At 40.4% G+C, this 18,277-nt stretch carries 22 protein-coding genes and 1 riboswitch; of the genes, 5 read left to right on the top strand and 17 right to left on the bottom strand.

Annotated elements, in window-relative coordinates; translation table 11 throughout:
* Positions 1 to 1,116: 1,116 nt before the first annotated feature.
* The 5 genes from Len3610_RS20480 to Len3610_RS21615 are packed head-to-tail and all read right to left on the bottom strand — an operon-like array spanning position 1,117 to position 4,080.
* Positions 1,117 to 1,581: an aminotransferase class I/II-fold pyridoxal phosphate-dependent enzyme gene (locus tag Len3610_RS20480; protein ID WP_255259754.1), complete on the bottom strand. Its 465-nt coding sequence runs from the start codon at positions 1,579 to 1,581 to the stop codon at positions 1,117 to 1,119.
* 59 nt (positions 1,582 to 1,640) lie between these two features.
* Complete coding sequence (gene cbiB / locus Len3610_RS02790; RefSeq protein WP_176446619.1) at positions 1,641 to 2,606, bottom strand: adenosylcobinamide-phosphate synthase CbiB; 966 nt, start codon at positions 2,604 to 2,606, stop codon at positions 1,641 to 1,643.
* Positions 2,607 to 2,616: 10 nt separating this feature from the next.
* Positions 2,617 to 3,408 carry an adenosylcobinamide amidohydrolase gene (locus Len3610_RS21625; protein WP_217994052.1) on the bottom strand — a complete coding sequence of 264 codons (792 nt, stop codon included), beginning with the start codon at positions 3,406 to 3,408 and terminating at the stop codon, positions 2,617 to 2,619.
* Entirely contained in the window at positions 3,405 to 3,668 is a 264-nt protein-coding gene (locus tag Len3610_RS21620) for an ATP-binding cassette domain-containing protein (protein ID WP_369693635.1), read from the bottom strand. Before Len3610_RS21620 ends, Len3610_RS21625 begins: the two co-directional genes overlap by 4 nt.
* Positions 3,595 to 4,080 (bottom strand): ABC transporter ATP-binding protein, encoded by a 486-nt coding sequence (locus Len3610_RS21615; protein ID WP_369693634.1) that lies wholly within the window; start codon positions 4,078 to 4,080, stop codon positions 3,595 to 3,597. The genes Len3610_RS21620 and Len3610_RS21615 overlap by 74 nt, the downstream gene beginning before the upstream one ends.
* A 32-nt stretch (positions 4,081 to 4,112) precedes the next feature.
* Here Len3610_RS21615 and Len3610_RS02780 point away from each other — a divergent pair, with 32 nt between their 5' ends.
* Complete coding sequence (locus Len3610_RS02780) at positions 4,113 to 4,295, top strand: hypothetical protein (protein ID WP_176446618.1); 183 nt, start codon at positions 4,113 to 4,115, stop codon at positions 4,293 to 4,295.
* 1 nt (position 4,296) lies between these two features.
* Here Len3610_RS02780 and Len3610_RS02775 read toward each other — a convergent pair whose 3' ends face one another.
* Positions 4,297 to 5,343: a FecCD family ABC transporter permease gene (locus Len3610_RS02775; protein WP_176446617.1), complete on the bottom strand. Its 1,047-nt coding sequence runs from the start codon at positions 5,341 to 5,343 to the stop codon at positions 4,297 to 4,299.
* Complete coding sequence (locus Len3610_RS02770; RefSeq protein ID WP_176446616.1) at positions 5,315 to 6,301, bottom strand: ABC transporter substrate-binding protein; 987 nt, start codon at positions 6,299 to 6,301, stop codon at positions 5,315 to 5,317. Before Len3610_RS02770 ends, Len3610_RS02775 begins: the two co-directional genes overlap by 29 nt.
* Before the next feature lie 127 nt (positions 6,302 to 6,428).
* Positions 6,429 to 6,621, bottom strand: a riboswitch (cobalamin riboswitch).
* Positions 6,622 to 7,030: 409 nt separating this feature from the next.
* Between Len3610_RS02770 and Len3610_RS02765 the strand changes: the two genes are divergently transcribed.
* The 4 genes from Len3610_RS02765 to Len3610_RS02755 all read left to right on the top strand — a co-directional run bounded on the left by Len3610_RS02765 (position 7,031) and on the right by Len3610_RS02755 (position 8,242).
* Positions 7,031 to 7,198 (top strand): hypothetical protein, encoded by a 168-nt coding sequence (locus Len3610_RS02765; RefSeq protein ID WP_176446615.1) that lies wholly within the window; start codon positions 7,031 to 7,033, stop codon positions 7,196 to 7,198.
* Positions 7,199 to 7,271: 73 nt separating this feature from the next.
* On the top strand, positions 7,272 to 7,397 hold the full coding sequence (locus Len3610_RS20465; protein WP_255259753.1) for a hypothetical protein: 126 nt from the start codon (positions 7,272 to 7,274) through the stop codon (positions 7,395 to 7,397).
* The gene (locus tag Len3610_RS02760) at positions 7,394 to 7,615 is read left to right on the top strand and encodes a hypothetical protein (protein WP_176446614.1); all 222 of its coding nucleotides are present in this window, start codon (positions 7,394 to 7,396) and stop codon (positions 7,613 to 7,615) included. The genes Len3610_RS20465 and Len3610_RS02760 overlap by 4 nt, the downstream gene beginning before the upstream one ends.
* Positions 7,616 to 7,684: 69 nt before the next feature.
* Positions 7,685 to 8,242, top strand: a complete 558-nt coding sequence (locus Len3610_RS02755) for an RNase H family protein (protein WP_176446613.1) — start codon at positions 7,685 to 7,687, stop codon at positions 8,240 to 8,242.
* 72 nt (positions 8,243 to 8,314) lie between these two features.
* Here Len3610_RS02755 and Len3610_RS02750 read toward each other — a convergent pair whose 3' ends face one another.
* The 10 genes from Len3610_RS02750 to Len3610_RS02705 form a co-directional block, all read right to left on the bottom strand.
* On the bottom strand, positions 8,315 to 10,411 hold the full coding sequence (locus tag Len3610_RS02750; RefSeq protein ID WP_176446612.1) for a tetratricopeptide repeat protein: 2,097 nt from the start codon (positions 10,409 to 10,411) through the stop codon (positions 8,315 to 8,317).
* 314 nt (positions 10,412 to 10,725) lie between these two features.
* Positions 10,726 to 13,041: a TOTE conflict system archaeo-eukaryotic primase domain-containing protein gene (locus Len3610_RS02745; protein WP_176446611.1), complete on the bottom strand. Its 2,316-nt coding sequence runs from the start codon at positions 13,039 to 13,041 to the stop codon at positions 10,726 to 10,728.
* A gap of 400 nt (positions 13,042 to 13,441) precedes the next feature.
* On the bottom strand, positions 13,442 to 13,723 hold the full coding sequence (locus Len3610_RS02740; RefSeq protein WP_255259752.1) for a hypothetical protein: 282 nt from the start codon (positions 13,721 to 13,723) through the stop codon (positions 13,442 to 13,444).
* A 419-nt stretch (positions 13,724 to 14,142) separates the two neighbouring features.
* On the bottom strand, positions 14,143 to 14,406 hold the full coding sequence (locus Len3610_RS02735) for a hypothetical protein (protein ID WP_176446609.1): 264 nt from the start codon (positions 14,404 to 14,406) through the stop codon (positions 14,143 to 14,145).
* A gap of 86 nt (positions 14,407 to 14,492) precedes the next feature.
* Positions 14,493 to 14,663 (bottom strand): hypothetical protein, encoded by a 171-nt coding sequence (locus Len3610_RS02730; RefSeq protein WP_176446608.1) that lies wholly within the window; start codon positions 14,661 to 14,663, stop codon positions 14,493 to 14,495.
* Between the two features lie 85 nt (positions 14,664 to 14,748).
* The gene (locus Len3610_RS02725; RefSeq protein ID WP_176446607.1) at positions 14,749 to 15,024 is read right to left on the bottom strand and encodes a hypothetical protein; all 276 of its coding nucleotides are present in this window, start codon (positions 15,022 to 15,024) and stop codon (positions 14,749 to 14,751) included.
* A gap of 408 nt (positions 15,025 to 15,432) precedes the next feature.
* A complete protein-coding gene (locus Len3610_RS02720) occupies positions 15,433 to 15,720 on the bottom strand; it encodes a TIGR04104 family putative zinc finger protein (RefSeq protein WP_176446606.1) in 288 nt (95 codons plus the stop codon).
* 127 nt (positions 15,721 to 15,847) lie between these two features.
* Positions 15,848 to 16,222, bottom strand: a complete 375-nt coding sequence (locus tag Len3610_RS02715) for a DoxX family protein (RefSeq protein ID WP_176446605.1) — start codon at positions 16,220 to 16,222, stop codon at positions 15,848 to 15,850.
* Between the two features lie 37 nt (positions 16,223 to 16,259).
* Complete coding sequence (locus Len3610_RS02710; RefSeq protein WP_176446604.1) at positions 16,260 to 17,105, bottom strand: SDR family oxidoreductase; 846 nt, start codon at positions 17,103 to 17,105, stop codon at positions 16,260 to 16,262.
* A 140-nt stretch (positions 17,106 to 17,245) separates the two neighbouring features.
* A complete protein-coding gene (locus tag Len3610_RS02705; protein ID WP_255259751.1) occupies positions 17,246 to 18,169 on the bottom strand; it encodes an alpha/beta fold hydrolase in 924 nt (307 codons plus the stop codon).
* Between the last annotated feature and the right edge of the window lie 108 nt (positions 18,170 to 18,277).

The following is an 18,277-nucleotide window of genomic DNA, read 5'->3' as shown; positions in this document are numbered from 1 at the left end:
CTTTTTCCGAACATTTGAAGCTGTTCCTTGAATCATAACCCCTTTCATTGCGCTGCTCCTTTCTTGCAAACTGGAATCCCGTTATCGACCAAATAGGCCGTATCCGCCCGGTAAACGATCTTTTGATGAAGGTTACCAAGTATGTATTGAAATTTTCTTATTAATTGTCCCTCAACAGGAAGCCCTTGGTGTCAATTCATTAGAAACAACAACTAACACTGAGGAAGCTTCCTGAAGACTGGTTATTTCATCGAATAGACAATTAACCAACATTCCAGATTCCTTCATCATTTATCATAATAAATAATTTGTTTCAAGCGTTGTCACGCAAATCCAGAACGAGTATATCCGCTTTTGAAAAAATGCTTGGCAATTACGCTGCACGTTTCGGACATTCCCATGTCTCCCAATTGAACGGGTGCGTTTTTCCCGGTCTCTCCGGTGGCGGTATCGTGCCGACATCCCCGCGTCAATTAGGGATCACCACATGGCAATATAATGCAGATTTTGCTTCCCAGGTCCTGCCTAAATCCATAGCTTATCTTCTCCGCATATGAGCTCTTCCGCCCGAACCCCGCCTGTGACGAAAATCAGTTTTCCCCTGTTCCCATTCGGATAGCGCCTCCATAATAGTTTGTTCCTTCCCTCTAACAGCCTGCACGAAGCCACGTTCCTTCAAGACCCGGGGAAAGTTATAGTGTGCCGCAAATACACAAGCCCTTTGCGCAATAAATACATGAATAAATTCCCCGCTTGATCGTCCAGTGCAGGTCTTTGATCAAGTAAAAATTAACCGCTGACGGGCTATGCAGAAACCCGTTTTCCCTGAAGAAAGAAAATAACCGCATCCTTTCAGCCTCAATATACGATCGTGTCTGTTTGCTGTGCTTGTTGATCATTCAAACAAGAGCGTTCCTGCCTTTAATGCGATGGGCATGGAACTCCAATGGGCTGGGTTGTGTTTTTGAATCCTGTCAAGAAGCTCCGGCCGGTTCCGAACAAAAAATCCAAGCGCAGTCCTGCAATACTGTACATTTTTGTCAAAGAACGCAGTACCAGCAGAAATGGGGACCGGGGCGTTTTTTGAATAAACTGAAATGTGCAAAAATCATAAGGTCATGAATTAATAGCGTCTTTTGACTGCTCACACGAATCAATCAGCCAATCGATTGTCGACCTGTCATATTGGACACCTGCCGGATTATTGGGATGACAAAAGAATACAGCATCAACTGCGTCCATTTCCTCCAGCAGCGCTGCTTTCGCCAACTGCCAGTGCGGCGGATGAACAATATGATGAAAAATCGTGCAGTTCTCGTTCCTGCAGACAGACTCATATTCCGAAAAAGCCGGATGGATGATCAGCACCTTTTTTCCGTGGAGATAACGGGCGATTAACGTAATGAGTTCAGATGCACCATTTCCGGGCAGTAATTGCGTTTCTGCCACACCTTCCTGATCGGCAATCGTCCTTTTTTTCAATTCCGAAGCTGATGGATCGGGATAATCTTCATAGCCTCCAGCCAGCTTGGCCAGTGGTGTTTGATGGCAGTGGTGCACCCAGTGGATTAATATTGACACTGAAGTCTGCCATTATTTCCGGCGGTTCCACCTCTAAAGCTTTGAACAGATGATCCGGATTAGAGCCATGTGCCGGCAATTGCATAACAAGCTCCCCCTAACCATAATAGTATTAAAAAGAAGCGATTTGTGCGTACCATGATTGAGATGGCTGCTTTAATATGTCCCTTTTGCAATTTTCTTTGCATCAGGCCCATAATAGCCCGTTCCGACTTTTTGCCCTGGTAATAATTCGTGCCGCCGAGTTGTACACCCAGAAGAAGTGCAACGGCCGCCTCACCCCAGCCGCTGTTCGGGCTTGGATGCTTCGATGCTTCGATTTTCAACGCATGAAATGTTTGGCTTTTCGTCATAAAAGGCGACGGGCAGACAGCAATCATACAAACACCCGTGATGCGGCTTGGGAGCCAGTTAATGATGTCATCAAACCGGGCTGATGCCCAGCCGAAATGGCAGTAGCGTTCGTTGTTGTAACCAACCATCGCGTCACACGTATTAACAGCACGATAAACCATCGCCAGCGGAGCACCGCCAAACAACGCCCAGAACAATGGTGCGGTAATGCCGTCACTGACATTTTCGGCGACGGTTTCGACAGTTGCTCTGGTAATCCCGCTTTCATTCAGGTTATGCGTATCTCTGCCGACAATCATCGAAACTTCTTGTCTTGCCGTTTGTATGTCGCCGTTTTTTAATGGCTGATATACGTCCATTGCTGCTTTTTTCAAATCGTTTTGGGCAATCGTTGTCGCAATAATTACTGATTCCGCCGCTATCCCGGTGATGGTATGAAATTGATAGGCGACCCACACAAGCAGGCACGTCACAGAGAATACTGCCAACATCACCATAACTAACAACATAACGCCTTTAGCCTTTCTTTGGATGCCTTTATTCAGGCGACGGTCCAGCCAGGAAATGAGAGCTCCGATCCAGCGTACCGGGTGCGGCCATGAAGGCGGATCACCAATAATCCGGTCAATCAAAAGGGCCAATGTAATACTGACTATATGGTAAATGAGCATAATTACCTCGCTACTGTCCGTTAGATGCGGGATAACGCTGGACGGTTTTTATAATTTCGGTATAAACACTTTGTCCGATCAGTTGACCAAGCGGTGTTGCTGTGCCTGCATACGGCAATGTTTCACCCAATTGCGTGGCAGCCACTACAACACTATCTGTTGAGGTACCGGTTGCAATTGTATCCGTCCGCTTATCCCTGATGTTCAGCTCCCTTAATGCTTGTGCTTTTGCCTCTGTGGCCGTCATGATTGCCTGGATGAATGCTTCTTCTGTTAAGTGTCCATTGACAAACAACCATATATTGATCGTTCCCTGAGTCATTGAATAAGCCGCTCCGACCGATCGTGAACTGTCTGTTGCATTACCGGTTCCGGCAGTTACGACAGTAAAGATGGAGAATTGTTCATTATCCCAAAGACTGTAGGCAGCATTTTCCAGCTCGACCGCGGTCATCATGCCCACTGTGCGTGACGTGTCGAATCCGTTTTTTTCAAGATAACCTTGCATTTCCCTTTTTGGATCAGAGCAGTCATAATCATTTGGAACATGGCGATTGATAAATTGCGTATTCCAGCCAATTCCAGCGCCACACACGCCGGAAGACAATGTTTTTAGCGGTTTGGGTGAAATCAGGGTAATATGCTCCCGGTTAATGTTCAGCATCGATGGACCGATCATTGTCTTCCCTGCTGATGTTTCAGTCGCAGCAGGCAGTAATTGCATTTGCGGTTTAGCGACTGTCGGATGTGGATGTCTGGTCACTTCCGTCTGATATACTTCTTTGATCAAATCCTCTGTCAAAACGCCATCCGGTGAATGGATAGCCCGCTTTTGTCCATCGTGCAGCAACAGCGGTCACAGTATAGACTTGCAAGATTCAGATCATGAAAATAGACACGATGGTTAAGCCGTTCTTGTTCCGCTCCTTTTTTCAGTAAGTCGAGCAAATCTTTGATAGGCCAAAATCCAAAATGATTGGTCGGCTCATCAAGCAGCAGCAAATCGGGCTGCTGGGCTAATGCCTGAGCCAGAAACACCCGCTGCTGCTCCCCGCCTGACAATTCCTGAACAGTCTGATGCTGAAATGCCGTAATATTCGTTCTGTCCCATGACAGTATGAAGTACGCTCGTCCTCATGTCAAGTTCTGAAAAGGGCCCCTTGTGATGGGCATATCTCCCAAGTGCCACCGTCTCCCTGACCGTATATGAAAACGCATGTGCCGTCAGCTGTGGAAGGACAGCCATTTTTTTCGCTAATGCTTTACGTGAAAAAAAGCTTATATTTTGGTTGTTCAACTTAATCGACCCGGAAGTGCAGGGAATTAAGCCGCTAATCATTTTCAGCATAGTTGTTTTGCCGCTTCCATTTGGTCCCAAAATACCAAAAAACTCGCCTGACGAAACGGAAAAACTGATATCTCGAATGACCGGTTCTCCGTCATAACCTCCTGACACATGATCCAGGCTCAGCATGACACTCACCCCCTCTTTGGTGTTCGACTTTTTTGCTGATGTCGCGCGAGTTTTTGCTGATGTCGCGCGAGTTTTTGCTGATGTCGCGCGAGTTTTTGCTGATGTCGCGCGAGTTTTTGCTGATGTCGCGCGAGTTTTTGCTGATGTCGCGCGAGTTTTTGCTGATGTCGCGCGAGTTTTTGCATCGTCGTGCTACTCGATGCAAAACTCGCTAACTCAAATACCCTTTCGTTGTTTCATTAAAATAAGTGCGAATACCGGTGCACCGATTAACGCCGTGATCACGCCAATCGGCAGAATCTGTGGTGAAATAATGGTTCGCGATACAAGGTCTGTCAGCATTAAAAAGCCGGCGCCGGTTAAAATGGACAATGGGAGGAGGTGAACATGGTCCGGCCCCCATAAACGCCTTGTTAAATGAGGTATTACCAGTCCGACAAAGCCAATTGCCCCGGAAACCGCTACTGCTGCACCAGTCAGAATTGACCCGGCGACAAGAACCATCAACTTCCGCTTTTCGACATCAACACCAAGGTGCTGTGCCCGTTCTTCCCCAAACGACATCGCATTTAACTCACTTGTATTCATTAAAAGCAGCAATGATCCCAGAATGAAAAACGGTACAATAATCCCGATATAATTCCATCCCCGCATCGATACACTGCCAAGCAGCCAGCCCATAATTTGCTGCAGCTGATCACTCGTGAGTGCAATAATCAAGGATATAAAGGCTCCCAAAAAGGAACTGAAAATAATACCCGTTAAAATAATTGTCTCGACCCGCATCGTCCGGTCAACTCTTCTGGCAAAAAACAGCACAAGCAAAATAGTCAATAAAGCAGCTGTTATACTTATGAGCGGCAGGGTATAAAGTCCAAGAAATGGAATCGAAATGTTAAAAAACAATGTCGCCACTGCCCCGACAGATGCTCCGGAAGAGACACCTAAAATATATGGATCTGCCAATGGATTTCGCAAAAGTCCCTGGAATGCCGCTCCCGCAATTGCAAGAGAGGCTCCGACAAAACCGGCAAGCAGCACTCTCGGTAAACGGATTTGTGACACGATATTCACATATGTCGAATCAACCTGATCAGCTATCGGTAAGCGAAAAAACTGTGCACCAATAATTTTGACGATATCTGAAACAGGAACTGATACACTGCCGACGGATATGGCAGCAAGCATCGATACAAGCAAAAAGGCAAATGCCAGCAAATATGCAGCCAGATGATTATTCTTCAAAAAGTTCCGGGTAAACAACTTCAGCGATCTCCTTCGCTCCTTCCACTAAACGAGGACCTGGACGACTGACAAGATCGGAATGCACATCGTAAACTTGCTCATTTGCCACCGCCGTCATATCTCCCCAGCCATCGCGATTAGTGACTTGTTCGACTGGATTGTCTACATAATGGCCATACGTTGTAATGATGACATCCGGGTTCAGTTCCACAATGGCTTCAGGATCGATTTGAACCCAGCCATCTTGTTCTTGTGCCGCATTATCTGCATTGACGATTCCTAGGAGATCCTGAAAAAATGTATTTTTCCCCGCCGTATATATTTCCGGTGCAGGTGCTACTTCAAAAAAGACAGATTGGCGCTCATCATCACTAATTGCCTCGGTCTTTTCACTTAATGCTGCAAATTCGTCTTTCATATTACTGACAATTTCTTCTGCCTTTTCCTGTGTACCTGTGACCTGAGCAATTTGTTCAATCGATTCATAAACACTTTCAATATCCTGTGCATCATGCACCACAAACACATTGATGCCAGCATCCCGAATCTGCTTTAATGCTGCTTCGGAGTTATGTGCACCGGAAGCATGCGCAAGCACAAGGTCGGGTTCCAAACCAATAATTGCTTCCACATTCAGCTCCATACCGCCGACTCTTTCTTTTTCCTCAACTTCTTCCGGGTAATTGTCATTGTCAGAAACACCAACGATTTCCTCACCTAACCCTAGTGCAAACGCAATTTCCGTATTACTCGGGATTAATGAGACGATGCGCTCCGGTTTCTCATCAATTGTTATATCATAATCAAGCGCATCTGTTACCGTTAATGGAAAAGCTGCTTCCTCCGACGCTTGTTGTTCCGTATTCTCATCTGGATTCTCGTTACCATTTTCCGAGCCAGAGCCATCAGAACCACAGCCAGCTAAAAGACCCAGTGTAAGCATTAATAATAGAATGAAAGATAAAACTTTTTTCATTTCGATACCCCCCCAATACAAGTCGTTTAAAATAAAAAAAACATCTTCACGGAAATGAAGATGATTATGTAAAAGAGCAGTCATTATAAACCTGTCCTTTTACACCATCCTATTCCTCGCAGGCATTGATGCACAATAGGCAGCAGGCAGGTCTCCTGGCTCATGGTCATCACATACTGCATCTACCCTTCCCATACATTCACGTGTACAGTGGTCATAGCAGCTAGCTCGCAATTACAGTGGCGGGACCGCGCTGGGCTTTCACCAGCTTCCCTTTTAAGATTTCAGCGTTTGAAATCACCTGTACCCAAAACTATTAAGTTATTCGCTGTATTCAATTATACATAACGCTGCGAAATCTGTCACAAATTTAAGCTATTTTATTTGCAAAGAAAAATTCTGTCAGCTAATTTTTTTGTACTATAAACTTGCTGAATTCTACCGTAGAGGGGCTGCTGTGGCACTTATTCCCATGCCGGAGTACTAAATTACGACTGCCCATAATGCTGGAGCAGTCGCTGATAATGCATGTTGATCATTGAATGGTTTACTGTGCTTGCTTAACGTGGATTTCCCGGTCTTCTCAAGAAACGCCTCATCTTTCAGCCGAAATTAATTTTTCCGTGATAATTTTCCGACATTTCTGTTGACTTATTCAACGGTATGGTATATCTTTACCGTAAGGGTATGATAAATGCCCTGCCCTCTTTGAGAAAGGGGGTGAAAATAGTGGATGAGATTATGCTTCTAACGGCTACCATAGGTCTTGTTACGGCATTCGTTGGTTTTGTTACGGAAATCGTAACAACGTATCGGGGGCTATGCCGCCGAAAAGAATCCAACTCCGCACCAACCGGAGAAGGATTCAAAAAACTAACAACGAGGTTAAGGGGTTAACCCCCTTGCCTCACCCACTATTATAAACTTATCATACCCTTATCATACCAATTTTGTCAAGGAGGTTAATCCGATGCTCACGGCGACCATTATTATTTCCATTACCTCAATGATCATCAGTCTGTCGACACTTGTGATTGTGTATCAAATACGCTGGCAGAGAAACAAAAAAGTTAATGTAACGAGGTGGCTAACATGACTTCAAAAAAACCAATTCAATACTACGGACTCAAAGAATTCGCTGATATTGCCAGAGAACAGGGAATAACATACAACACAAGACAATTATCCGTTTACAAAGGCAGGGATAAACTGCCGGATCCAACTGTCATGATTGGTGACAAATCCGGATGGACAAAAGAACAGATTGATGAATGGCTTGAACAGGTTAAAGAAGAGAAGCGACATAACCAATAAGCGGTGAACATGCCTGCCTCTGTTCACCCCTGTTTGCTCTTTTCAATTTATCGTACAGGAGAAAAAGTTATGAGACAAAAAAACTATACAAAGTCTGTATCAGCCTTGCCTGATTTTTGGGGGAAGTCAAAAGAAATAGTAGAGCAAGAACATAAGGACTGGATTTATGATCAATATCTCAGCCAGGAAGTCCTAACGATTTATTGTGACGCATCGATAAATAAAAACAACAAAATGGCGGCCGGCTTTTGCTACGTCTATAATGGCAGCGTCTCTAAAAAATATCAATTAATATCCGGAACCGGTGATTTTGCCATGTCCGTATTTGCTGAGATAACTGCGATCATTGGAGCGCTTCAAAAATTCCGTCATAATGTCAAAGATAATTATTCAAGTGTCCTGATTTACAGTGACCTGGACTATATTGATGATATCCTGTCACAGACTTCCACATTCAAACACACTCACCTAAAAGAAATACAGAAAGAATTAGTTTTCACCTTTAAACAGACATGTCTCAAATACCCAGATCTCGAAATAAACATCTCACCGCTAACAAGGAATCAAAAGAGGTATAACCCTTTCTTAAAAGCCGCTCATAATGCTGCAAGAGAACTGATCATGTGAAAGGGTCAGCCCCCCTGAGCTGGCACAGGAGGGGGCTGATCCTTCCGGTTACTGCATTCGTTCTTTTCATTTTTAACTTAATGCATTCATTAGCTCATATTGATGAAGCTGCAATTCGAATAAAGTGAGAGGATCACGGTAGATTTCCGGTTTTTCACGCATGGTATTCAGGGAGTCCTGATGTTTTTCAATCGTACCTTGCAGTTCTTCGCTCACCTGATTCAACTCTTCAAACGGGGTTGAAAAAAACTTACTTACATCCCACTCTAATGATCGTTCAAATAATTCTAATTGTTGTTGAAACGGATTTATTAATTCCTGGATAATTGGACGATAGTCTTCATTTTCAATATAATCTTTATATCTATAATGGAGTCTTTCTTTATTTGTAGGTACCGATCCCAAGAGTTTCCCCGTCCCTTTTAGCAACAACTGGGCAGGATTATTGCGCATCATGATATTAACGTTTTCCATGTGCATCATGCCCCTTGATATTCGTTCCAAATCCCTCAGCCAATCATCTAATATCTTAGAATCACCGTCTAATACAATCTTCTCTTCCCCATATTGCTGATTAAAGCTTTCGGTCATTTCATTCATTTTAATTTGGCTGTCGTGTAACCCTTTATTACAACTCTCCAGCCACTCGTTAACGGCATTTTTAAAGTCATGTTGTGCCGTATATTCCATATATCCTGCAATTCGACGATTCATTTCATCATTAATTTCAATATGGAGTTTGCCAAAATCGCTGTCTTCATGAACCATTTCGGAACAACTTTGAAGCTCCTCAGACAACTTACTCATGATACCTTCAAAAAAATCATTTTTTATTTGACTGAAAGAATCTTTCACGACATCTGTTTCTGCTTTTTCCATTTCCTTTAACTGATGATCTATATCTTCTATACCCGCAATGACTTCTTCGTTCCAATTAATTCTATCCATAATGCCATTTTCCACCTCTGCCCGTTTTTCTACTAAAAACTCGATTGAGGTTTTAATAACACTTTGGATTTTAGATGGACTTGCCACATCGATATTGTACTCTTCCAGCACTGGTTCCATAAATTCAGTTAAGTCATCTATCAGGCCTTCTTGCTCCGCCCACCTCTTAATCGACTCAAATAGCTTCTTCCCTTCTTGTCTGCCGTATGAGGTGGCATTTGATTGTTCGAAATGGTATTGTGCTTCACGAACCAGGTTTTCATTTAAATCGGATTGAAAAATCGTATCCCAAGCAAGTATGGCTGTTGAAGAAATTAAGGTATCTGAAACAGATGATACTTCCAGCCAATTCGTTAAATGGTTTGGGATTAGCGGTGCTATGTCCCTGATTAGAAATCTTCCACTAATCAATTCAAAGTAAGATTCTTTAAATAAATCCGGAAGCTTCTTCCACGTATAGGATTCTTCCACATGATTTGTTAAAAGAAGCTGGTTAAATTCTTCCAGCCATTTTATAAAATAGTCATTTTGTTTATACTTCTTCCACAATTGTTCTGTAAGGCTCTCAAAGCGTAATTTATCCATGTGCAATAAGGTAACTAACGTTTCCTTAAAATAAATTGGATCGTAACTGATTGTAAGTCCCTGTTCTGCATATCCTTCTAAAACTTCAAACCATGACAGTGACTTCGTTCGAATTGCCTCATTTACTGCAAGATCAATCGCGTTATCCCAATCCTCGTAGTTCTCAAAGAAAGATTGGGCGACCTCTGTCACATCAGAATAATCGGGATCTAATTTAACCGCTTCTTTAATGGCATCCGTTGCATTTTCCAGTCTGTTTTGCTGAATGTACAAAGAAAACAGCTGCAGAAGGACTTCTGCATTTAAACTAACCGATTGGGTCTCAACTTCTTTATAGAATTCTTCCGCTTCCGCAAATAAACCCATTTCAAAATAAGAATCTGCTATATTTTTTTGTGCCCATGGAAACAAATTATCCTCTATAGGATGCCCCCATTTATAAATAGCCGCTTCATAATCCTTATTCAGGAAATAAACTTCTCCTTGTGCGTAGCGAATAGCGGATAAATCCGGCCGCTCCTTCTTCATCTCTTCCAAATGCATTTCACCCAAAACGTTAATTGGGTGCTTTTTTTTATAATCATCTACCAGAGTTTGATAATACGTTTTATTAATCAGTTCCATCTCAGTTGTCACGATAATCCCCCACTCGTGTTCATATAATTTGTATTCGCGGTTCAAACCGCCAAACAACCAATTTATCTATGTCAATTTCTGCTATTGTCATTTTATAGGCTAAGTATATAAAGTTCACCATTAAATCATTCGAAATAACAAGTGGATTTGTTACGGTTATTACGGTCACAGTGACGCCCCGAAATTTGTCGAATAACGTTTTTGTTGCGGTGTTCGGCAGGTGCAAATCCATATAATAGTAATATATATATAGGGTATGAATATGAAGTTCATTCATGTATTTTAACTATTCGTTCAGACCATAATTTTGTCTATCAAAATAACTTCATCTGCTGCCCACTACTATTTTCTTCACCGCTGCCTTGAACGTGGTACCCCATCGACTTATATCCCTGCATGCGCTTTTCGTACATGGTCTTCAACTCAGGAACCTGATAATCAACATAATCATAAACTTTTACAACATTCTTATCCGTATGAACGCGATGCAATCTGCCGACATATTGTTGGAGTGTTCCTTTCCAGGCAATTGGCATAGCAAGGAATAGGGTGTCCAATCGAGCATTGTCAAATCCTTCTCCGATATATTTACCGGTGGCAATAACAAGCCGCTCTTCATTATCTGAAAGGCTTTTCATAAACTTTAAACGGTCTTTCTCTTCCTGCTTACTCAGTTTACCTGTTAATACGATTATATTCTTAGCAAATCCTTTAAAAGCCTTCTCCAATTCATGTACATGTTCAATCCGCTCTGTCAAAATAATTGGATACGCATTATTCTCAAGTTCTTTTAATACATCATTGAATATCATTTTGTTCCGTTGTTCATTAATAGCCAAGTTTGCATAAACCTTCTGGATGTTGTCACCATTATTCTTGAAACTTGTTAACCGAGGAATAAGCACATGGTCAAACGGATGGAGTTTTGACTGACTTTTGGCGGAAACCTTATAACAGATTTCCCCGCATTGCATAGCAACTATTTTATGCAGCCCGTCTTTTCTAGTTGGTGTTGCAGTTAGTCCGTGAACGCAGGAAGCTTCTACTGCCCTTAATACTTTTTCAAAGCTTACCGCTGAAATGTGGTGGCATTCATCGACAATTACCTGTCCATAGCCTTTGACTTTTTCGCGCACATCTTCTGATCTGCTTAACGTCTGAACCATAGCAATATCCACTTTACCTGTTGGTTTCTTTTTACCCCCACCGATTTGACCTACCTGGTTTCCATCCAAATTAAAAAAAGCCTGCAAACTTTCTTTCCACTGAGTAAGCAGCTGCTTAGTGTGCACGATGATTAACGTGTTGATATTTCTCTCCGCAATCAGCGCTGCCGCCACAACAGTTTTACCAAAACCAGTTGCTGCTGATAGGACACCACAACTATTTACTTTCATAGCGTAGGTCGCTTCATTTTGTTTTGGCAGAAGACTCCCATGAAAATGGATATTGATACTGTTGCCTTTGATGGTTTGATCATCGATATAGAAGTTGATTTCGTTCCTGACTAAAATGGCTTTTATATCTGCCAGACAGCCACGCGGGATAACCACAGAATCCTCCGTCTCATAACTACAGTCAATTTTTCTGGGAATCCTATGCGTAGACAGCCTTTTGGATTGAGCTTTAAAAAATTCAGGATTATTGATGACCGCAAGCTTGATTAACTCGTTCAATATATTTGAAGGCAGCTTATTTTTGGGAATATGTATGCCGTTTTTTCTTATGATGGTTATTTCAGAGGGGATCTTCGCATCATACGATGCCTGTTTACTTTTTACGGTGTAACTGTTGGAATGGTTATACTTTCCCAGAATTGATTCCACAGTTTCTTTGCTGATTTTTTTTACAGACGACAGATACGCCCATTGATCAGTATATGGTTCAAATTTTTCATTAACAAATACACTATAGCCATTCTTTCGGGGAAGTTGCTGTAAAGGTAGTGCAATCAGGTTTCCAAATCCACCTTTTGGCATTGTATCCTGATTGGGAAAAAACCGGTCAAACGAATCAACACCTGTCTCGTACCGCTTTTCCAGAGTCTTGTCCATAAGAAGACTCCCTAATTTACGAGCAGTTTTCGCTGGCATTTTATCACTGAAAAAAATCCAGACATGGCCACCATTTCCGGATCTGGAAATTTCCATGCTTGCAGGTACACCTACATCGTTACAAACACCCATGAATGTGAGCGCGTCCTTTTGCCAGTCCTTTTTATCAAAGTCAACTGCCAAAAACCAGCACGTTTCATCTTTTAACAGAGGATAGATGCCAATAGTTTTATTGCCACGCAAGTGATTCTCAATGACATTGTCCGTTAGCGGCAATAATTCACGTTCTTTATATTTCTTATTGGGTTCATATTTACGAGAAGGCGCATAGTTGGATTCCCCATTAGATCTCCAATGAGCCGCATATACATCTGTCCGCCCTTTAAACAGACTTCTAAAAATAGCGATGCGTTTCTGTAAAATTTTAGTTCTCGCAATGCGTTGGCCATGTTTAGCTTGATTGTTAGAAACGGGAATGTGATGCTTTGCCAGCAAATCTTTTAATTTTTGATTTTCATCTTTTAGCCGGTTGATTTCCTTTAATGCAATTTGCAAATTTTGCTCCAAATCGTTCATGATTTATCCCTCATCATGCAGTTTGATGTCAATTTTTATATTGCGCTATGCCAAACAAACCGTGTACATTTAATCATATTGCTTATGAAACTTATTTCTATTGTAAAATGATGATGTCAATCTGTCTATTAGAAGTATTGTTGTAAGAGGGATCGCCTGGATATGATTGTCATCTCATATATGTGCGATTCCGGACAGCGGTTTAACCTGCTCATTAATTCAAGAAATTCTGTTAAATGCAAGTTGGCGCTTTCCTTATTAAGGATAAGCGCCTGATTGTTGTAGAATCGGACCAGTAGTAACTTTAATACTGAATCCTACCAGCAATCCACCGTGAAATGGCCAAAACACCTATTATTATGTTTAAGATCAACAAATAAAACTCCCCATATTGATGAGTTCAAAGTGATGTATGTACATAATTTACCTCATATCCATCTCCGAGCTCGAATTTTAACTTTTGATACAAACTCAATCCTTTTTCATCATGAGATTTAACTAATATTGCCGTATCACGTTTTACTTTTTCGCCATAATCGGTCTGTTCTAAAATTTTCCCATACTCGGTGACCCAATTTATTAACTCAGATTTCAATTTATCAGAAAGAGGAAAATCATCAATATCAAGGTTACAGCCACACTTTGAACACCACAGAGGATCAGCGCTATGGTCCGCTTCCATCGTATAGGAATCGTGAGAACATTTTATTCTCGAGAAGTTTGCCATTATCTATTACCCTTAATTTAACAAATTAGTTTCCTTACTCTATATCCTCGACCTTATATGCGATATAGACGCTCATCCTTATTAAAGAAAAGCGCCCGTTTGAAGAATACTTACACACCATCTTTGTAATTTCTATAATGTTGTATTTCTTTTTTCAAAGTACCTTTTCTCGTTTCCACCCATTGAACTTTTCTAAAAGTAATCAAGGATAACACTATCATTAAAAGATAAGCACTATATGAGGGACTTTCGCTATGAATAATATCCAATCTAATCACTCCCTTTTAAAATTTCATCTTAAACAATCTGCCCCGATTACGGCAAACATTTATTTGGTTAACGCGCCCGATTAATGAATAAAGCAGTTAGTTACATTATGATGTAGTTTGTTGTTTTTTTGAAATCAATATTTCAATTATAATACCAATAAATGACATTATACCTACTCCTACAACGGTATATTTCAACGCCATTCCAACATTACTTGTAAAAAGGGTGTTTATAGTTATGGTTGCCATTAATATAGCCATTCCCAGTTGTGTCAACAATTTGTTATTTGAATATTTATTATTAAAAAATTGAGTTTTAGTAATTACTAAATACGGGACTATAACCAATAATGCAGCTAAAACAATCATCCACCTTCACCTCTTGAATTCTTAAGTGTTATCCAATTATCAGGCTCTTATAAGGCTTATTTCAGACTCGCGCCCGATTGAAGAAATCATTTAAATTTTTTCTCTTCTAATTCTAATCTTTTTCGTTCCAACTCTAATCTTTCCTGTTCCAATTTGATCTCACGCTCTTTTACTTTAAAATGTTTGTTAGTGGAATAAATGCCCATAATTAAACTGACTAATACCACAATTACTATCATCCAAATAAATATTTCCAACTTATTCATCTCCCTAATTCATACACTTCTAATTCAGCCAGACGTACTGTACTCTTGTTCGATTACTGCGCCCTATAATTGAATACTACACACCAAATACTGCTGTTCCGCCAATCATATAAATAAACGGAAATAAGAATAAGACTAAATTTGCAATTACAGCACTAATCGTCAAAGTACTCTTTTGAATTTGATACGCTTTTGATGCAAAGAATAGACCAAAAGAACAAAAAACTATAGGAAGAAATACAGGCAATCCTTGTATCTTTTCAAGCGTAATAATATCAAACATAAAATTTACAATGAATATAAGAGGTACAAAGAATAACAAATAGGCAAGTATTATAAACCTTTTTTGCACAGCGTAATCTCCCCCTTGCAAGCAAAAGTAGCACAAGTATTATTCAGTTCTTGCGCTCGATTACTGAAATAAGAGCTGTCTTGAAATCAATTAACAAATATCGAAATCAATAAACTGATTGCAAAGAGGACAAATGCAACCTGTATGATTATGTACATTATAAATTCAAAGGTTAAAAGTTTTCTTTGCTTTTTAATCTTTTCCAAATGTCGTAAAAAGAAACCAGCACTAATAATAAGTATTACGTAAGAAATTGTACGTAATACTTCTGCCAAAATGACCAAGGATATCAACTCCTTCTGACCCTCATATGCGATATTGGCGCAATTCTTATTAGGTTAGCGCGCCCGATTGCTTAATATGCCAACTTCAAGGAATCTTGTGTATCCGATAACTTAAATACTTTCTTCATGAAAATTTTTTATATGTAACAAAAAATGGGGTCAACAAAGAGCCAATGATTAAAATAAAAAGTGCTATTCCAATTGTTACTAAAATGCTCCTAAATGGCGAAAGAAAAAGACCAAAGATCACCATTGATAAGGTCGTCAAAGAAACAAAAATTATTCTACCCGAAATTGTTATTTTATGCCCTGTACCACATTCGTTACATTTAATAGGTTTATAACCCGCCCAAAGCGATTTATAAATTTCACTCCAACTGAATGCTGCATTACAGTTTTCGCATTTTTGCAAAATAAAGCCTCTCCCGTTAAGCAATATCATGATTCAATCTTAGCATATGCTATTCCGCAAAGTGACCCTTCATATAAGACACTGACGCTGATCCTTATTTAAGAATAGCGCCCGTTTCTGGAATACTCTAATCGTTCTCTTTTCTTCCCAACGTTAACGCCCCGAAAATCAGTGGAAGTTGCAGGGGTAAACGCAACCATAGAATCCAAGGATTCGCTTGTTTTCCCGGCCGGAATGATATTCTATTCACAGCCATGTACACATTTGCTGGAAAAACAGCGATCATAAAAAATGCTAAAAGTTTTCCTGTAATATGTTGCCCTTTTTTCATCCAGAGCAAGACGGAAAAAAGCATTTCAAAAACACCTGAAACTAGCACAATGGTCTTTCGTAAGGGCAGTGTTTTGGGGACAATCTTACGGAAACCTCGCTCATGGACAAAATGCAAGACACCGGCTCCAAATAAAAGTATCGAGTATAGTGTTCTAAAAAACAATTTCATATGTATGCCTCCTGCTTATTTATTTCACGATTGATTTTCAAACCAATCCGCCGACCTCTTGCTCGCTCCACTTCCACAGTTTTTCAGCAAGAGCTTTATCTTTTGCCTTAGCTGATGTAGATATAATTTTTCTTTTATAAAAATATTCACTGCTAATTTTAGCAACATCCGGACTTGTAGTTAAATAAATAGTCGTGTCAGCCCCCTCTGCAGATGTAAGAAAAAATGGCCGTAATGCAGCATAGATGGCTTTACCAAATCCGGTCTTGCGGTTAACACCAAGATTTGTCGAAACAGCTCCAGGGTGAAGGCAGTTTGCTGTCACCGTAGTGTTTGTTAGATGGGCTGCCAACTCACGGGTGAATAAAATGTTTGCCAGCTTGGATTGACTATAACCTTTTACTACGTTAAATTTTTTGGTTAAATGAGGATCATTAAAGTGAATTTTACCCGCCTTGTGGGCACCCGAGAAAACCGTGACAATTCTTCCTTGTTCAGCATTTTTTAACTGTTTAAGAAGAAGATTAGTCAGAAGAAAATGACCGAGATGATTAACGCCAATCATACTCTCAAATCCATCAGACGTGGTTTCTCGTTTCAAGCTAACAACCCCAGCATTGTTAATCAGCACATCAAGTGTTTGGTAACGCTGTTTGAATTGATCAGCGAAGGTGCGGATACTTCCCAATGACCCCAGATCACATTTCATTACTTCTATATCATTCGTTTGGCTTTGTTGTTTGACTTGCTGCAATGCTTTTTCTCCACGCTCACTGTTTCTGCATGCCATTATCACGTGAAAACCTCTATGGACTAATTCCATGCTGGTGGCGAGACCCATTCCAGAATTCGCTCCGGTTACAATCGCTACCCTATGTTTCAAACATTAGCCACCTTTCAGACCAAATTACGTTACTATTCAACAGACCCGTTCCTTTCGCTTAGTAACACTCGTCTATTATTCAAGGAAAGCGCCCGTTTGGTGAAAATTAGCTCTACATAGAAATTAGACTTTCACCTTTATTAACGATTTAAGCTTTCAATAAATTCTTCCGATTCCTTTGCTATTTGCCTATAGTCAATATTATGAATATAGTGAGACGAATTTAACTCGATTAGGCTCGCGTTATCGTTCTTATTATTAAAATTATTTTGGATTTCAATCCACTTTTTTTCATCAAAGCCTGTTTCTTGACCATTTGATGAAAACAAAAGTATAGGTGCATTTGGTGTTCCAGCTTCTTTGACTTTTTGTGCATTTGCTTTAATATTTTTTATTTCATTGATCATATTTTTAGTCGATGTTCTTCGATAAAAAATGGCTTTGTATAATTCTTGCTCCTCATCTGTCAACGTCCCATATTTTATTGCATCACTTTCAGATAGGTTCGTAATCCATCTAGTTAATCCTGTATTTGCAGCAAAAGCACCTAACCGAACAAGCGACATATTAATATCAAAATTCTCATACGCAGCTGGAACAGCCATATCTAATCCAATGATTGCTTTTATTTCATCGGGGTAAACTTGCGCCCAGTTTAAGGCTTCAATGCCAGACATAGAATGAGGAAATAAAATATAAGGACCTTCAACTCCTGACTTTAAAAGAACTTCTCTTGTTTCGGATAGAATTGTATCAATGTCTCGGTCAGTATCTGTGACTTCGCTAAATCCATAACCTGCCTTTTCAATAACAACAAAATCTAATACAGGTGAACTCGTGCCACCACCAGACATAAAAACTAGTGTTTCTTCTCCATTTCCTTCTGTATAAACGTGCATTTGACGACCATTTACTTCTACAAGTTGTCCAGTCGGAGCAAATAGTTCCTCTTCTTTTGATAACTGTATTTTATGATTAATAAAGCTCACAGAAAGAATCAACACAAAAATTGAAATAATACCCGTAAATATTATCAGCATAAGACGTTTAAATCTTTTTCTCATGTTTCCCACCTATAATTTTAATTCTGTTTTCACGTTAGTACGATTACAAAAGAAATGCTTCGTTGATTAGCAGTTTATTTATTTCCTTACTCAACAATATGGCCCAAT

It is taken from the genome of Lentibacillus sp. CBA3610 (assembly GCF_013373365.1).
In the GTDB taxonomy this organism is placed as follows: domain Bacteria; phylum Bacillota; class Bacilli; order Bacillales; family Amphibacillaceae; genus Lentibacillus.
Note: the sequence above shows the minus strand (reverse complement) of the source record. Positions and strands in the feature narration are given on the sequence as shown.

Coding starts and splice junctions, on each gene's coding strand:
- cbiB (WP_176446619.1), bottom strand. CDS start 2,606: ATGCTCATTTACCATATAGTCAGTATTACATTGGCCCTTTTGATTGAC.
- Len3610_RS21615 (WP_369693634.1), bottom strand. CDS start 4,080: ATGCTGAGCCTGGATCATGTGTCAGGAGGTTATGACGGAGAACCGGTC.
- Len3610_RS02770 (WP_176446616.1), bottom strand. CDS start 6,301: ATGAAAAAAGTTTTATCTTTCATTCTATTATTAATGCTTACACTGGGT.
- Len3610_RS20465 (WP_255259753.1), top strand. CDS start 7,272: ATGCTCACGGCGACCATTATTATTTCCATTACCTCAATGATCATCAGT.
- Len3610_RS02760 (WP_176446614.1), top strand. CDS start 7,394: ATGACTTCAAAAAAACCAATTCAATACTACGGACTCAAAGAATTCGCT.
- Len3610_RS02755 (WP_176446613.1), top strand. CDS start 7,685: ATGAGACAAAAAAACTATACAAAGTCTGTATCAGCCTTGCCTGATTTT.
- Len3610_RS02745 (WP_176446611.1), bottom strand. CDS start 13,041: ATGAACGATTTGGAGCAAAATTTGCAAATTGCATTAAAGGAAATCAAC.
- Len3610_RS02740 (WP_255259752.1), bottom strand. CDS start 13,723: ATGGAAGCGGACCATAGCGCTGATCCTCTGTGGTGTTCAAAGTGTGGC.
- Len3610_RS02735 (WP_176446609.1), bottom strand. CDS start 14,406: ATGATTGTTTTAGCTGCATTATTGGTTATAGTCCCGTATTTAGTAATT.
- Len3610_RS02715 (WP_176446605.1), bottom strand. CDS start 16,222: ATGAAATTGTTTTTTAGAACACTATACTCGATACTTTTATTTGGAGCC.
- Len3610_RS02705 (WP_255259751.1), bottom strand. CDS start 18,169: ATGAGAAAAAGATTTAAACGTCTTATGCTGATAATATTTACGGGTATT.